The following is a 15,832-nucleotide window of genomic DNA, read 5'->3' on the forward strand; positions in this document are numbered from 1 at the left end:
TCGGCCTGACCTGCATTAAGGATGACCGCCATGACCTACAAGAATCCCCTGGACACCACCGCCCCCCTGTTCACCGCTGCCCTTGCCAAGGCGCCCCTGGCCGCCGCGCCCGCCAAGCCGGCCGGCACCTTTGATGGCGTTACCTACTACGCCTTCCAGAGCCAGCCGCGCCTTACCCTGGATATCAATGCCGCGCCCGAATACGTCGGCTTCGCCAAGACCTTCGACACCAAGGGCCCGCACTATGCTGCCGGCTCTACCCTGAACGAACTGACCCTGACCGGTCATTGGGAAGACCAGATCACCCGCCTCGACGGCCATACCCGCGGCGCCACCACCAGCGACAGCACCCTGGATTCGAGCATCGCCAAGCTGACCGTCAGCCTCACCGACGTGCCGACCAATCAGTTCAATGAAGGCGACATCATCACTCTGGACAACTTCGATGGCCTGCAGACCTTCGACGGCTCTACCTCCACTGCCGGCCTGTCGATTGACTTCCTGCATGGCTACACCGAAGGCCATGACTACACCTATGCCAGCCAGAGCGCCTTCCTGAAGAGCGTGATCACCGGCAGCGGCAAGGACTCGGTGAGTGTCAGCACCATCGCCGCCGCGGAACTGGATAGCGTCGCCTCCCTCGCCCACTCGCGGGTCAAGGCCATCACCGTCGATACCGGCGCCGGTAGCGATCAGATCAGCGCCCATATCCAGCAGGCTGATGTCACCATCAACGCCGGCGCTGGCAACGATTACGTGGACCTCCTGTTCACCAAGGGCGTGGCCGCCCACAACGCCAACCTGAGCGGCAGCTACGGTCACGGGGCCACCATCACCCTGGGCGAAGGGCCCGATTACCTGAGCCTCGAACCTAGTCTGGTCAACTTCGATGGCAGTAGCAGCGCCGCCGCCAACCGTTCCCTGGCCGCCAACCATGTGACGGTCACGGACTACAACGCGAACGATGACCACATCATCTTCGGCTTCGCGGTGTACGACGAGAAAGCCGTGGTCACCATCCAGGACGCCGCCCTGGCGAAGGCGACCAGCCTGTTCGCCGCGCTCAACACCGTGACCCAGTCCACCACCGGCCTGGTTAATGCCGCCGTTTTCCACTACGGCCAGGACACCTATGTCTTCCGTGACGCAGGCTACGAAGGCCAGGTCGACAACCTGGACTCGCTGATCAAACTGGTAGGCGTTCATAACCTCGATGACGTCGCCAGCACCGTCTCCGCTCGTGAGCGCTATGAGCCGGGCGGCACGCTTGGCTGGGGTTGATCGCCCCTGAACGCCACGGCCGCCCCAACCGGGCGGCTCGCCGGCCGCTTCTGTGAGGTACTCGTGGCTTACCACAAGAGCCGGGCACTCACGGCAGGGACCCAGGGTCTGTCTAGCGATACCCTTCCGAACACGAGGAACGCGCGATGAAGATCCTGATGGTCCTGACCTCCCACGACCAGCTCGGCGACACCGGCAAGAAAACCGGTTTCTGGCTGGAAGAATTCGCTGCCCCCTACTACGTCTTCAAGGATGCCGGTGCCGAGATCACCCTGGCCTCCCCCGCCGGTGGCCAACCGCCGCTGGACCCCAAGAGCGACGCCCCCGACGCCCAGACCGAGTCCACCGAACGCTTCAAGAACGATCCCGAAGCGCAGCAGGCCCTGGCCAATACCGTCAAGCTCGCCGAGGTAGAGGCCGAGGACTACGACAGCCTCTTCTATCCCGGCGGCCACGGCCCGCTCTGGGACCTCGCCGAGTCCCGCGACTCCATCGCCCTGCTCGAAGCCTTCGCCCAGGCCAACAAGCCCTTCGGCCTGGTCTGCCACGCCCCCGGCGTGCTGCGCCACGTCAAGGCCGCCGACGGCACGCCGCTGGTCAAGGGCCGCACCGTCACCGGCTTCACCAACAGCGAAGAAGCCGGCGTGCAACTCACCGACGTGGTGCCCTTCTTGGTGGAGGACGAGCTGAAGAAGCTTGGCGCCCGCTACGAAAAAGGCCCGGACTGGGGCGAGTTCGTAGTGGAGGACGGCAACCTGGTCACCGGCCAGAATCCGGCCAGTTCGGAAGCGGCGGCGGATGCCCTGCTGACCAAGCTGGGCTGAGCAACCCGAACCTGAAAAAGCCCGCCTAATGGCGGGCTTTTTCATTGTGGTCCATCACCACCGACCTGGCGGCTCGCGCGCGGTAAAGCTGAGCACAGGGCTGCCCCCGTTCCCGAATGCTCAGGCGGACCGGCCAGGCGCCCCTGTCTTCATCGCTGAACGACCACTAGAGGTCTCCGCCAAGCGCTTGGTCGCCAACAATCGTCCAGGCTGTTCACCGGCGCTCGCCTCGCCTATAACTATGACGATTGGCAATTCGAACAAGATCAAAGTGCCATTAGTCGCCAAGGTTGCAGAAATCCAAGCGCCAGCCGACACCCTCCCATGAGCGCAGCCTTCAACCCTGCTCCGCCCAGGCTGGAAAGGATATCCGTGCAGTTGGTTACCTGGTCGTATTTTCAGAGCATTGCCCGATGAAGAGAATCCTGCTCGGCGTGCGCGTCCTGATGTCCGTGCCCAAGGACAATCCCGGCCTGGTCAAGGCGCAATACCTCGCGCTGTCGCGCCAGCTGCCGATGATGTACTTCATCCTGCTGACCAACACCCTGATGCTGGCCGGCACCCACTATGCCGTGGCGCCACGCTGGCTGGTGCTGTATTGCCCGTTGATCATGACGCTGTTCGGCGTGATTCGGGCGGCCGAATGGTTCCGCACGCGCAACCAGCCACGCAGTCCGGCGCAGATGCTGACGGCCTTGAAGCGCACCAACAGGCTCGCGCCCATCGTGGCCTCGGCCTTCACCGCCTGGGCGCTGGCGCTGTTTCCCTATGGCGACAGCTATACCCAGGCGCATGTGGGCTTCTACATGGCGATCACCGTGATCGGCTGCATCTTCTGCATGATGCACCTGCTGCCCGCGGCCCTGGCCACCACCGCCGTGGTCAACACCGCCTTCGTGGTGTTCTTCGCCTCCACCACCATCAGCACCTTCGTGGCCACGGCGATCGACGTCCTGCTGGTGTCCATCGCCATGCTGGTCATCCTCAAGGCGCAGTACGGCGACTTCACCCGGCTGGTGAACATGCAGGCGCAAACAGCCAAGCTCAGCGAGGAAAACCTCAAGCTCGCCAACCAGGACAGCCTGACCGGCCTCGCCAACCGCCGGCAGTTCTTTGCCCGCCTCGATACCCTGCTGGCGGACGCGCGCGCCCAGGGGACCCGACTGGCCGTGGGCCTGATCGACCTGGACGGCTTCAAGCCGGTCAACGATATCTATGGCCATAGCGTGGGCGACCGCCTGCTCTATCAGGTCGGCCAGCGCCTGAGCGGACTGCTCGACGAGGACGTCCACCTGGCCCGCCTGGGCGGCGACGAATTCAGCCTGATCATCACCCGGGTCTTGAACGACGAGCAGCTGCGGACCTTTGGCGAAAAGGTCTGCGCCAGCCTGCGAGAGCCCTTCCTGCTGGTGGACATGCCCATCCAGATCAGTGGCTCGCTGGGCATCGCGACCTTTCCCGACCAGGCCTTTACCGCCACGGACGTCTATGAACACGCCGACTACGCCCTGTACCAGAGCAAGCGCCACCGCTCCGGCACGGCCTGCCTGTTCAGCACCGCCCATCGCCAGCAACTCAATCGCGAAGGCCTGACCGAACAGGCCCTGCGCCGAGCCGACCTGGAGCGCGAGTTCTACATGGTCTTCCAGCCCATCGTGGACATCCACAGCAAGCAGACCGTGGCCTTCGAGGCCCTGGCGCGCTGGAAAAGTCCGGAGCTGGGCAACGTGCTACCGGGTGATTTCATCGCCACCGCCGAGCGCGTCGGCATGGTCAATCGCCTTACCCTGCCCCTGCTGAGCAAGGCCCTGAACGCGGCCACGCGCTGGCCCACGGGCATCCGCCTGGCCTTCAACCTCTCCGCCCACGACTGCGGCTCGGAAGACGCCGCCCAGCAGATCGTCGAACTGATCAAGCACAGCGGCTTCGACCCGGCCTGCCTCGATCTGGAAATCACCGAAACCGCCGCCATCCAGGACCTGCCCCAGACCCAGCGCGCCATCAGCCGCTTTCGCGAACTGGGCTGCGGCATCTCCTTGGACGACTTTGGCACCGGCTATTCCAGCCTGAGCCAGATCCACGCGCTGCCCCTGACCAAACTCAAGGTGGACCGCACCTTCGTCACCGACCTCCACCTCGATCCGGCCAGCTTCAAGATCGTCAAATCCTTGATCGCCCTGTGCCAGGACATGCAGCTGGAATGCATCGTGGAAGGCGTAGAAACGGCTGCGGAACTGGGGGCGCTAAAGAATCTTGGCTGTACGCGGGCACAGGGGTATCTGTTCGCCAAGCCCATGCGGGCGAGTGAGATTAGGGGTTGGTTGGAGGGGGAGCATTTGGCTGAGGTGTTGGAGGTTTGACTCGCAGGGTATCAGGTGCGACGCGGGCTCTTGTCCAAGTAGCAAACTCTGGTTCAGCCGCGCTCGCTACTATAATCCCGCAATACCTCGCTCCTGCTCGGGTTTACATAGGCACTCATGTTGCTTCATTCAGAATCTTCAATAGGTCTAGATTAGGCCGATGAGTATGGGCTTGACCCTGCAGTCCTGAAGCCCGCGGAAGGCTGATATAGACATACTCGCTTACGCGACACATTCGGCCCGCCGGGCCTAGAACATGAATACCGTGATGTGATCAGTCCATGGCTGCTGGCTGCAAGAAGCGGACGTCGACAAGCGACCGCTATCGACCCAAAGCTGCCATTGGCGGAGGGCAGCTAACGGCCACCAGCGGGTAGATGGACGTTGCGCTCTGCCCATATTTCCGCCTGATAGATATTAGAAGGCAGCTTCCTGTTTAATTCTCAAACGGAACGCCGTGAGTAATTTTTTCTATTTAGCCTTTAGGCCGGCTGCGGAGTAATTTCCACTGACTGAATGTTAGTTAGTTTTGTTCCGTGGTGCATTTTCAGAGTCCTTCCGCATAGCGGTTACAAGAGCGATAGCTTTGGTCTGAATGTCTGACCAGTTGCGTAGTAGCGAACCACTGTAATTCAATGAGTATGTAATGTGCGTCGAAGTATCAGTTACGGTATGCTTACAATTAGGGGTCTTGTTATTCAAATCTTGTCGCAAGTCGCAAGCGATTTCGGCACATTGAGGCGGTCCTGATGAATATACATCTGAATCCCCAAGGTAGTTTTTTGAGTCCCATAGGAAAGGGTCTGCAGGCAGTGTTAAATGTTTCAATCCGAATTCTGAATCGGAGGGTACCATCACCGCATGTCTATACCGCTCTGGCCTACCAGAACTATGTGCAAGAAAGAGACGAATCAAAGAAAATTCGGGATTGATCCACCTGGAAAAAACATGAACATTGCAGGATGGCTTAGGCGCAGTAGCCGCTTCCACTCGGACCCAATCGCTTCCGTCCCCTATCATCGCCCATTCCCTAAAATCCTCCTTACGGTAAAGGTGCATAGATGGGTATCGAAACCCGTAAGTATATGAGGCGAGCCTACGCGAACCAGAATCCAGTTTGACTAGTGCTGCAACCTCGGGGGGACCGTTAGGTAAGTTTACTATTAATTTGCCGAGCCTTAAATTCTTTCTTTCTTCCGCGTATTTCCATGCTAGATAGCGATTTATAGAAACTACGAATCCAGTCAATAGCAATATTAAAGCGATAATTGCCGATTTTTTAAATTTAGATGAAACAGCCAATATATTCTACCATCTAAAAATTTCGAAACTGCGCTGATCCTGATAAATAGTCAATGCGAGTGTAGACCTACTAGCTTCGACTGGCTCTAGCCGGCATCCGCAGGCCAGGCCAGGCCAACGTCAGGATCCTGATCCTTAATCCCAATAGCTGCCTGCTCGAAGGCCTGCCTCAGCTCTAACCCCCTATCAGGCGCCTTCGGGCGCCTTTCTTTTGCCCGCTGCTAAATTTTCTATGTAGCCGTCTTTCTAAAAATGGTGCTTTAATCACTATAAAAAACTTTTACAACTTCTTTCGGAAACTGTAGTTCAGAAAAATTATCTAGGTTGGGCCTTCTAGTATTCCGAGCGTCCTCATTCGGATACGCTCCTTCCTTAGGAAGATAAATCGTTACGTTACTCCCCTTGATCGGCTCTGGGCATATCCCTTTCAAATGGACGTAGGAAAACCCAGGAATTACCTCCCTGATAACCACCTTGGCTTGCAGCGACTCGAACCTATAATTGTTCGCAGCATTCTGATAAATATAGGAATGAACGAAACTCTCCGACATGACATTCTTTACAAAATAGCTTCGGCTTAGACCCACTCTCAAACTCCGTATAAAGTTCGACCGTACTCCGGATATTACACTCTGCCAGACATTACCCGGACTCTCGCTAAATACCGTCCACTGCTTAGGAAATATAATTTCATAGTGGCAAGCGTCAGGCCATGGTCGCTTGAAGGGTGAAACACGATTGACTTTTTCGCGAGTGATCTCAAGTACGAAAGGGGTTGGACCATCGAGCTTCAGATCCATGTCTCCCATCGTCTCCTCGCAGATCGTGCTCACGCAGGCGTGAACCTCTTTACCTTCGGCGGGACGATCACTAGCAAATACGGTTCCCGCAAATACCCAAAGAGAAATCCCGAAAGTTAGTGTGCCTTGGCGAAAATTCATTTTTTTGAGGCTACCTTTCTAATTTTTGATAGCTAGTATTGAATTGCAAGGTGATTTCCAAGCCGAACGCGAGGTGTTACCACAATTGAAAGATAGATCTAGATGCGGAGTTCGTCAAAGACGTAGCTTTCAAAGCCATCTAGTGGGAACACTATGGGAATCTATCTACTGAAGGCGAAGCCTTTGTCATTCAAGTTCGACTGATTTCCTCTAAAAATTCATTCAAGCCGATGCTGCTTCGCGGCACAGCTTAATTCGGGCGTTGAGCGTTCGCTTTTACTCGCAACCACCGGCAACTCATGGCCGGTTGCGGCCCTTCGCGAGAGGCAGAAATCGGCCTGGTGCAGTAACCCACAGCGGCGAAAAGGACATCCGCTCTGTGCCGAATACAGTTATGCAGCAGACAGCCGCATTGAGCTCACACGATCGCTCGTCGAGCTCAGGACCCACAGAGCGCGAAATCAACGTCCTCACACTCCATGACTCCGCCCAAGCGCCCCGGGGCTTTTTGTTTGCTCCAGTAAAGGTTCGTGTGCCTGATCACGGCCTCTGCGGGCGGCGCACCCGTTTGCGTCATGTCTTCGGTGGTGTGGGCATCGCTTACTAGCGTCGCGTCATAGCCACGAACGATTGCGCCATGCAGTGTGGACCGAACGCACATGTCCGTTTGCGCGCCCGTCACAATGAGTCTACCTACACCCAGTTGTGATAGAACCTGCTCCAGATCGGTGCCCTCGAACGCGTCGCGATAACTTTTTTCGACAATCGCCTCCCCTGGCGTCGGAGCCCGTTCGGCAACGATTTGCCACCCCTCACTGCCCGCCACCAGATCCTGGTCGGAATGGCGGACCCAGACAACCGGCAAGTGCGCATCACGCGCCCGCTTAATAAGCATGTTGACTGCGTCGAGCACTTCTCGACGTCGATATGCGTGGGAGATGCGTTGCGGAACCGCGGCTCGGCAGGCCGGTCAGTCTCCATGAGTGCTCCACACTCACCCCCTTCAGGTTGGCAAATCTGTCGGCTTCGAACTGAGTTTGTCCCTGCTTCGGCAGGGTTTTTTTTGCCCGACGCCGGCCCGATTAGCAAGAGAAACGGTTTTGGATGAGCCAGAGGCTGCCGGACAAAAGGGGCCGTTTCGACCGGCCCCTGAGACCCTAAACCCAATCCGTCGCCACACATTTAAATGCCGGAACGGTATCGAAATCGGTCCTCTAAACTGACCAGTTTTTGGACCGGCCGTTAGATATGCGGGCGCAATCAAGATATATCCAGTAACAACTTGTAGCATCTGAGAAACATATGACGTATGACTTCGCATGAAGCGAGCCGGCTATCCCTTCAGATCAGCTGACGGTCGACTAAAGTCGCTTTCCTGAGCAATTCGCGGTCTAGTAAGCGTCCCGTTTGAGATCACTGACTTGAAGCACGTTACTGTCCGCAACCTATTGCTGGTTCTGACGATTATCACGCTAATCGTATGTTTGAGCCTGGACATCAGTAGCTCGTTGATTTTGGTCGGATAGTGGCTCTCTGGGACATCGTGGTTACCCGCATTTAACGCCAAGCGCCCCTTCGCGCCGGCCGGCCCTGCCGGAAGGCTGACGAAATCGTAGAGGTCGCGGTAACCGTCACGCACGAGGCGACGGCCGTTGCGCCATCGCTTTATAAGGTTCGCTATCCAGGTAGTCCATATGCAGCACAATGGCTGGAATTTCCTCAGCAATATCAGCGTTCGGGCCAAACTAACGCTTGGCTTTTCCCTTCTCATCGGCATGATTTTGCTGGTGGCCTACACCGGTTGGAAAGCAACCGATACCCTGCGCGACCGTGGCACCCGAATGGCTGACATTTCCGGCTTCAGCGCGCTAGCCCGGGATATGCGCATCGAACGCCTGGTTTACTTCAACAAGGCCGATGACGCGCAGGCCGGGAAGTGGCTCGCCGCCCTTGATAAAACCGAGGGTCAACTGAACAGCATTGCCCCCCAGTTCAGAGCCCCCGCCAACAAGGCGCTGTTGGGTGAAGCGGACGCCATCCTGAAGCGCTATCGTGAGTTTTATCTGCAGACGGTGGCAGCCACCCGCGATCGGGAGGCTACGCGGAAGATCGCAGCGACGTCCGCCGAGGCTACCAACGCACATCTCTTGGTACTTTCTGAGGCGGCTAACGCCGAAGGCGGTCGCTTCGAAGATCGTCAGCAGCTCGCCTCGCTTGCTGTTGGCGTGCAGCGCATGCGGGTCAGTTTCCGCGGTTATACCGCGCTGCCAGGCAAGGACACCGAGGAAATGGCACGCACCGCTATCTCAGCAGTGCTGGCTCAAATCAAGGCCCTCGAAACGTCGGGGCTTCCACGCGATAGCGTGCAGAAGCTTGCCAACGAGGTAAGCGGTTACCGAGACCGACTCCAACAGTTAGTTGAGGACCAAATTAAAGTTGATGCTGCACAGGGGGGTATCACAACCTCTATCACCGCGCTGCTTGCGATTACCGACAAGCTGACCGCTATCCAGAAAGAACTCCAGGCATCTGATGCGGCAGGCGCCCAGCAAATGCTGTTGATCTGGTTGGCCGTCGCCATCGCGTTGGGCCTCCTTGGTGCCTGGCTGATCACCCGGTCTATCGTTCGGCCTTTGAAGGAGACGCTTGCGTTGGTCGAGACCGTTGCCAGTGGCGACTTCACCCAGCAGCAGTCGGTTACCCGTAAGGACGAGCTGGGCATGCTGCAGGCCAGCATGCAGCGGATGACCGCCAGCCTTCGTGGCTTGATTGGCGAGATGAAGGACGGTGTCGTCCAGGTTGCGAGTGCAGCCGAGCAGCTGTCGGCGGTCACTGAGCAGACCAGTGCAGGCGTGCAGTCCCAGAAAGTCGAGACCGATCAGATCGCCACCGCGATGCAGGAGATGACCGCGACCACCCATGAGGTAGCGCGTAACGCGGGAGAGGCGGCCAAATCGGCTATGGATGCCAGTCAGCAGGCACAGCAAGGTGACCAGGCTGTCACCAAGGCGGTCACCCAGATCGAGCTGCTGGCTCACGAGATGGATTCGACTAAGGCCGCGATGACTGCGCTGCGCGACCAAGCCGATAGGATTGGTGGGGTGCTGGATGTGATCAAGGCAGTCGCAGAGCAGACCAACCTCCTGGCGCTGAACGCTGCTATTGAGGCTGCCCGGGCCGGCGAGGCAGGCCGGGGCTTTGCCGTGGTCGCTGACGAGGTGCGAGGCCTGGCGCAACGCACGCGCGCCTCCACAGACGAGATCGCCCAGCTGATTACTGGGTTGAACCAAAGCACCGACCGGATGGCGGGGATACTTGAGCAGAACGTCCAGCTCACCGGTAGCAGCGTGAGCCTTTCCCATGAGGCCGGAGAGATGCTGAAGCGCATCACCCAGTCGGTGAAAAACATCGAGTCGATGAATGAGCAGATTGCCTGCGCGGCCGAGCAGCAGAGCGCGGCGGGAGAGGAGATTGGCCGAAGCGTCACCAACGTCCGCGATATCTCCGACCAAACCGCTGCAGCAAGCGAGGAAACAGCGTCCTCGAGCATGGAGCTGGCCCGCATTGGCGTGCGCCTGCAGGAGATGACTGCTCGCTTTAAGGTCTGATGGCTGCCGGGCCCGGTACCGCACCGGGCTCGACAGCTGCTGGCAAATGCTTTCTGAACAGGCCTGTAACAACGCTGGTCAAAGTCATGCCCGCCGCCCTGGAAGCTGACATCCAGGTCGGTCAACCGCCTGCCGTGGTTTTGTCTGTCCGGCAATCTCCAACTGCCACGCGGGCGCAGGGCTGCCTCATTCCGTGGTCACAGCTGCATGCCGCTCAGCTTGTGGAGCGCGAAGAGCAGCAGACACACGGCGAAGGCCTGAGCGCCTTCAAGGCTTCGATCCCTCAGCATTCGCGCTGTAGCAGGACCTTTATCCAAAATCGACGATCTCTATGACCTCGACAACCGGTGCCCATAGCAAGGAAAAGTCATGGAGCAAGGAATCGATCGGCTTAGAGCGGCTTTAGCGCCCTACACCACAACGGCGGCCCCTCGTCCGGCCGACAGGGCTTTGGTGGTAACGGTGAGTTATGAGGCGGCGGAAGTCACTCGTGCTGTGAAGCTTTCCGACCTAGAAGATCCGGCCAAGCTCGCCGACGTCATCAACGACTTCAAACGCGATATGGCGTTGGGCCGGGAGGGCGGTGAAGAAGAGCATGCGAAGCTGATGCGGCGCTTGGGCTCGCGCGGCTTGAAGTCCTTCAATCCAGAGCTGCATGCCCGGCATAAGGCCAAGTAGATCTTTCAAGCGGCAGGTGTCGGTGTTCGAATTTGCTGTGAACTTCAGGAAATACCAGAAGCGGACGTCGGCAAACGACCCAAAGCTGCCGTTGCCGTAGGGCAACTAGCGGCCCAAAGCGGGCACGCAGCAAGTCTTCATATTCCTTCAGGCAAAGAGTGGAAGCACATACTCCGCCAGCTCTTGAATACTTTCTTTCACTGAGCGGTGCGACACCCTCATATTCAAGGCAATGTGCGACACACCCTGGTCACGCTGTCGCTGCCAGAGACTGATGAGCGCATTTCGCCCCCCGCGCAGTCCTCGTCCCCAGCGAATAGGGGCATTGGGGCCTTTGTCCAGCTCGAAGAAGGTTCCATAACCGTAGGGTTTGAACGCCTCTGGCCCACATGCAGACTGCCAGAGGCTAATCAATGAAGGTAATTGCTCAAGGTTGCTCTGGTGCCAGATCCAGCCATCCATATGCTCTGCCAACCAAGTTAGTTCCTGGCCACAACGCCCTACCGCTAACATCGGTAGCCGTGCATGAAATGCCTTAGGAACCAGATCTAGGGTTCCGTCCAACCTACCGTAGTGACTCGACTTGTGGATGGGAAATGACCCATTCGAGACAGCACGGATCACAGCATATGCATCACGAAAGCGAGATTCTCGATTGTCGAAGTCGGCTCCAAAAGCTGGGTACTCCGAGGGGCGATCTCCTGTCGAAACTCCCAGCAGGAATCGCCCTTGGGAAAGCTGATCGACTGACAGCGCCTGCTTGGCCACGGCAATAGGATCTCGTAGCGGGAGGATCACTCCGGCTGTGCCGATCGCAATACGACGAGTTGCCGCAGCAAGCCATGTCGCATACACCATCGAGTCGTATATCTGGGCTACATCCCCAAAAGCCGGGTCGCGCAGCGGTACGTCACGTAGCCAAAGTGCAGCGAAACCCAGATCGTCAGCAAGCGCAGCTAGCTCGGTATGTTCTGCCATGGTCGGAGTATCGCTCAGGGGATAGCCCTCTAATGGCGTCAACAGGCCGAACGTCAATTTTCCTGGGACAAAAACTTTGGCAAAAACACTGTCAACCAGCCCATGCGGGGGCACTCTTTGCTCCGACATCATCGCTCTCTCAGGTGTTAAGCCAGTTGGCCAAGCGGGCTGCTTGACTGGGTCGCTGGTTCACGAACCTCATCGCGAGTGCTCTGGCAAATGGGCAAGCTCATCGAGTAAGGCACGCACACTGCGGCATCTGCCCAGTACAACGACTGGCGTCATATCCGGTTGTAGAAAGAACGGTACGCGTCGACGAAGGCGGGATACATTCGCTAACGAGTCATGGACTGTTATTCGAGCCACTACCAATTGATCCGCACTAACGCCTTTTCTCTTGGAAAAGCGCGCTCACCCACTCGACAAATACCCGCACATTGGGTGAGAGATGACGTCGTTCTGGGAACAATACGGAAACGGCCTTCGGCTCGACTGGAACATCTGGCAGCACCTCTACCAAGCGTCCGCTATCGATGTATCGCTGCAACGCAGGGCGCAGCCCCTGCACCATCCCAATCCCTGCCAACGCGCAGTAAAGCAACGCCTCGGCATTATCGACGACAATTCCGCTGCGCATCTTCACACGGATAGTTTTACCGTTGCCCCTGAACCGCCAGGGCATGATCTGGCGACGCTGCTCAACCATGAAATTGACCGCCACATGTGCCTGCAAATCATCCAGCGAGCCTGGTAAACCATACTTCTTTACGTAGGAAGGGGCCGCGCAGGTCACCAGAGCAACCTCGCCGATACGCTTGGCAACCAGGCTCGAATCATCCAGGTCGCCTAGCCGCACGGAGCAATCGATGCCGCCCGCGATGAGGTCGTTCAGGTTGTCGGAGGCGCCCAGAGATATTTCCAGGCCGGGGTAGCGCTCCATGAACTCGGGCAGTCGTGGGATGACTACGGCGTGACCGAGTACGGTCTGCATGTCTATCCTGAGTTTTCCTCGCGGCGGACGAGTCGGCGAAAACCAGTCCAGTGTGTCTGCAAGGTCGGAAAGTAATTTCAGGCTTCGTTCATAGAACTCATCGCCGGCGGGTGTGGTGTTCACTCTGCGTGTGGTGCGGTGCAGCAGCTGCACGCCCAGTTCGTGCTCAAGATTTTGAATAAGCTTTGATAGTGCCGGCCGATGCACATTGAGCGCCTCGGCAGCTTTGGTGTAGCTACCATGCTCAACCACTGCCACGAACATTTGCATGGCTTCAATCAGGTTCATCGCCATCCTACCTACCTGCACGGGCCAGAGATACTCTGCAAAGAGGATGATAGCGAAGCTGGGCTACCTCTCTCAGGCATCAAAAACGGAAAATGCCATCGCTGCTCCCGAGGAGCGATGGCATACAGCAGCCAAATTAACTGCCGCAGGGGGGCTACTCAGTCAACCACGACGACAATCTTGCCGATCTGCGCGTTCGACTCCATTCGGCGGTGTGCTGCCGCGATGTCCTTGAGTGAGAAGACTTGGTCGATGACAGGCTTGAGCTGACCACTTGCCAAGCCTTTGGTGACAAATGCCTTGGCATTGGCCAGTTTCTGCATATCCGTGGTGATTTCAAAAAGCTCGTAACCGCGCACGGTCAGGTGTTTGCCGAGAATATCGAAAACCGGAACTGGAATATCGCGATGATCCAGGGCGCCGTACTGAAAGAAGATCCCTGTGTTGGCCATGGACTTGATTAGCTTGGTCGCTTCGGGGCCACCAACGGGGTCGAAAACAATACGCGCCCCCTTGCCCTCGGTGATCGCTGCCACCTCGGCAATCAGATCCTCTTCCTGGGTAGCGATAACATATTTTGCCCCAGCGTCCAGCAATGCCTGGCGTTTGGCACTTGTGCGGGTAAGGGCCACCGGGATGGCGCCCTGCATGTTGGCGATCTGGATCGCCGCCAGGCCGACACTGCTCGACGCAGCCGGAATGAGCACGATTTCGCCAGCCTGTAGATTGCCGTACTCAACCAGGGCGCCGTATGCAGTGACAAACATCATCCAACTGGCCGCTGCCTCCACGAAGCTGAGGTTGGTCGGATGCTTGACGACAGCATGCACAGGTGCATTGACCACCTCGCCATACATGCCGTAATCGGCAAAGGAGAACGCGGGCACGACGCTTACTACGTCACCAGGCGCAACGTCACTGACGTCACTGCCAACCGCGCGAACAATCCCCGCTGCTTCGTAGCCCAGATTCGCCGGGAACTGGGGGTCAATCACGTACTGCCCAGTGCGGTACATGATTTCAGCACGGTTCAGGCCAATGGCTTTTACTTCGATCTGAACCTCGCCGCTTTTCGGCGATGGTACGGCGACCTCATCGAGAGTCAGAACATCAGCGTCACCGGTACGGTGAAAACGGACAACCTTGGGCATGGCACACCTCATCAACGGCAAGAGACACGGTTACTTCTGGAAAGTTGTGCCGATGCTACTGAACCTTTTGCCTGCAATAGAGCACTGGTCAGCTCATAGATTGTTACTCAAGAAGAACCAATCCCGGACTGATAGGAAAATAAAAAAGACCACGGAGAGGCCGTGGTCTTTTCACTCCGCTGGCGCTAATTAGCGTTCAGAGTTAACAGGGTTTCGGTACTCAACAGGCACCCAGCTGTAGCCCTTTTCTTCTTTACGCAGATGTCCAATGCCAGGAAAGGGCAAGTGCGCCGCTGCCACCAACCAGCGCTCACTAGCAGCCTCAGCGAACAGCCGGGTGCGCGATGCAACGGCAGCCTTAGGATCAACATCCACCGCGATAGTTACCTCTGGATGCGGTAACTGCACAGAATGCACGTGCACAATGTCGCCCCAAAGCAGCAACTTTTCGCCTCCCGAACTTAGCAGGTAAGACGTGTGGCCGGGGGTATGACCATTTGACGGCACGACTTGAATGCCAGGGGTGATGGAGAAACCTTCATTGAAGGTTTTGAATTTGCCTACATCTGAGTAAGGTGTAATTGCATCACGCGCCATCTTGAAGAATGGTCGCTGGTCTTCAGGCAGTGAGCCCTCCTGCTTCACGTCGAGCCAGTAATTCGCATCTCGGTCTGCGGCCCAGACGGTCGCATTAGCAAAGGCTCGTTTGCCGCCTGGTAGGGTCACGCCGCAGGCATGGTCAGGGTGCAGGTGCGTTAGCAGCACCGCATCAACTTCTTCTGGCGTATAACCGGCAGCACGGATGTTGTCGACCATCCGCCCCATGGTAGGGCCGAAGCAATCAGACGAGCCCGAGTCGATTAGCACCAACTGCTTACCGTCATCGACAAGAAAGGCATTGACCGCCGTCTGAACGAACGGAGCCGCCTTTTGATACTCGTGCAGGATGTGCTCCTGGATCTTTTCCTGCGGCATGCCCGCGAGGTGCTTCGGATCCAGATCGATATAGTCGTCGTAAACGGCAGTAACCACGGTGTTGCCAACCATATGCCGGTAAAAGCCGGCGGCTTGCTGGTATTGGTCGGTCGGTGCTGCGAGTGCAGCTTGCGATGCGACAGCCATAACCCCGATTACGCCGAGCATCTTAAGACGCTGCGGTAGATTTAGTGCACCCATGACAAACTCCACAATCAGGCGCCATTGCCTAGTGCGAAATCGTATGAGCGCACGCAGCGCAGACCCATAGCGTCAATGGAACCAGATTGGTAATCAAAGCCAATACATTCGACCGAGTGAAAGCTATGAAGAGGTATCACATGGTGAATGGCTGCTTCTGGCCGATTGCAGCCGGTGGCAACGGGCTGCAATCTGCCAGAAGCAGACGTTTAGTCAACCTTTAGTGCGTACCGGTAGAGCCAGCTTCGGTATGC

Annotated in this window: 10 protein-coding genes; 5 read left to right on the top strand and 5 right to left on the bottom strand. The window is 57.5% G+C overall.

Going from position 1 to position 15,832, the window contains the following annotated elements; genetic code table 11:
- Positions 1 to 30: 30 nt before the first annotated feature.
- The 3 genes from AABM56_RS16660 to AABM56_RS16670 all read left to right on the top strand — a co-directional run bounded on the left by AABM56_RS16660 (position 31) and on the right by AABM56_RS16670 (position 4,465).
- A complete protein-coding gene (locus tag AABM56_RS16660; RefSeq protein WP_133862643.1) occupies positions 31 to 1,281 on the top strand; it encodes a hypothetical protein in 1,251 nt (416 codons plus the stop codon).
- Between the two features lie 146 nt (positions 1,282 to 1,427).
- Positions 1,428 to 2,105: a type 1 glutamine amidotransferase domain-containing protein gene (locus tag AABM56_RS16665; protein ID WP_347883512.1), complete on the top strand. Its 678-nt coding sequence runs from the start codon at positions 1,428 to 1,430 to the stop codon at positions 2,103 to 2,105.
- Positions 2,106 to 2,518: 413 nt separating this feature from the next.
- Positions 2,519 to 4,465, top strand: coding sequence for an EAL domain-containing protein (locus AABM56_RS16670; RefSeq protein WP_347883513.1), 1,947 nt, complete (start codon positions 2,519 to 2,521; stop codon positions 4,463 to 4,465).
- A 2,682-nt stretch (positions 4,466 to 7,147) separates the two neighbouring features.
- Here AABM56_RS16670 and AABM56_RS16675 read toward each other — a convergent pair.
- On the bottom strand, positions 7,148 to 7,648 hold the full coding sequence (locus tag AABM56_RS16675; RefSeq protein WP_347884131.1) for an isochorismatase family protein: 501 nt from the start codon (positions 7,646 to 7,648) through the stop codon (positions 7,148 to 7,150).
- Positions 7,649 to 8,402: 754 nt separating this feature from the next.
- On the opposite strand from AABM56_RS16675, the gene AABM56_RS16680 reads away from it, so the two are divergent.
- Both AABM56_RS16680 and AABM56_RS16685 read left to right on the top strand, forming a co-directional pair.
- On the top strand, positions 8,403 to 10,316 hold the full coding sequence (locus tag AABM56_RS16680) for a methyl-accepting chemotaxis protein (RefSeq protein ID WP_347883514.1): 1,914 nt from the start codon (positions 8,403 to 8,405) through the stop codon (positions 10,314 to 10,316).
- Positions 10,317 to 10,685: 369 nt separating this feature from the next.
- Entirely contained in the window at positions 10,686 to 10,994 is a 309-nt protein-coding gene (locus AABM56_RS16685) for a hypothetical protein (protein WP_347883515.1), read from the top strand.
- 147 nt (positions 10,995 to 11,141) lie between these two features.
- On the opposite strand, the gene AABM56_RS16690 is transcribed toward AABM56_RS16685, so the two are convergent.
- The 4 genes from AABM56_RS16690 to AABM56_RS16705 form a co-directional block, all read right to left on the bottom strand.
- Positions 11,142 to 12,104, bottom strand: coding sequence for an LLM class oxidoreductase (locus AABM56_RS16690; RefSeq protein ID WP_347883516.1), 963 nt, complete (start codon positions 12,102 to 12,104; stop codon positions 11,142 to 11,144).
- A 250-nt stretch (positions 12,105 to 12,354) separates the two neighbouring features.
- The gene (locus tag AABM56_RS16695) at positions 12,355 to 13,257 is read right to left on the bottom strand and encodes a LysR family transcriptional regulator (RefSeq protein ID WP_263259402.1); all 903 of its coding nucleotides are present in this window, start codon (positions 13,255 to 13,257) and stop codon (positions 12,355 to 12,357) included.
- A gap of 152 nt (positions 13,258 to 13,409) precedes the next feature.
- On the bottom strand, positions 13,410 to 14,402 hold the full coding sequence (locus AABM56_RS16700; RefSeq protein WP_133860784.1) for a zinc-dependent alcohol dehydrogenase family protein: 993 nt from the start codon (positions 14,400 to 14,402) through the stop codon (positions 13,410 to 13,412).
- Positions 14,403 to 14,591: 189 nt separating this feature from the next.
- Positions 14,592 to 15,578, bottom strand: a complete 987-nt coding sequence (locus AABM56_RS16705) for an MBL fold metallo-hydrolase (RefSeq protein WP_347883517.1) — start codon at positions 15,576 to 15,578, stop codon at positions 14,592 to 14,594.
- Between the last annotated feature and the right edge of the window lie 254 nt (positions 15,579 to 15,832).

This window comes from Pseudomonas aestiva, from assembly GCF_039908605.1.
GTDB classification, from domain to species: domain Bacteria; phylum Pseudomonadota; class Gammaproteobacteria; order Pseudomonadales; family Pseudomonadaceae; genus Chryseomonas; species Chryseomonas aestiva.

Bases quoted from the DNA above. Each gene is read 5' to 3' on its own strand.
- AABM56_RS16685 (WP_347883515.1), top strand. From the start codon at position 10,686: ATGGAGCAAGGAATCGATCGGCTTAGAGCGGCTTTAGCGCCCTACACC.
- AABM56_RS16695 (WP_263259402.1), bottom strand. From the start codon at position 13,257: ATGGCGATGAACCTGATTGAAGCCATGCAAATGTTCGTGGCAGTGGTT.
- AABM56_RS16665 (WP_347883512.1), top strand. From the start codon at position 1,428: ATGAAGATCCTGATGGTCCTGACCTCCCACGACCAGCTCGGCGACACC.
- AABM56_RS16690 (WP_347883516.1), bottom strand. From the start codon at position 12,104: ATGATGTCGGAGCAAAGAGTGCCCCCGCATGGGCTGGTTGACAGTGTT.
- AABM56_RS16680 (WP_347883514.1), top strand. From the start codon at position 8,403: ATGCAGCACAATGGCTGGAATTTCCTCAGCAATATCAGCGTTCGGGCC.
- AABM56_RS16705 (WP_347883517.1), bottom strand. From the start codon at position 15,578: ATGGGTGCACTAAATCTACCGCAGCGTCTTAAGATGCTCGGCGTAATC.
- AABM56_RS16670 (WP_347883513.1), top strand. From the start codon at position 2,519: ATGAAGAGAATCCTGCTCGGCGTGCGCGTCCTGATGTCCGTGCCCAAG.
- AABM56_RS16700 (WP_133860784.1), bottom strand. From the start codon at position 14,402: ATGCCCAAGGTTGTCCGTTTTCACCGTACCGGTGACGCTGATGTTCTG.
- AABM56_RS16660 (WP_133862643.1), top strand. From the start codon at position 31: ATGACCTACAAGAATCCCCTGGACACCACCGCCCCCCTGTTCACCGCT.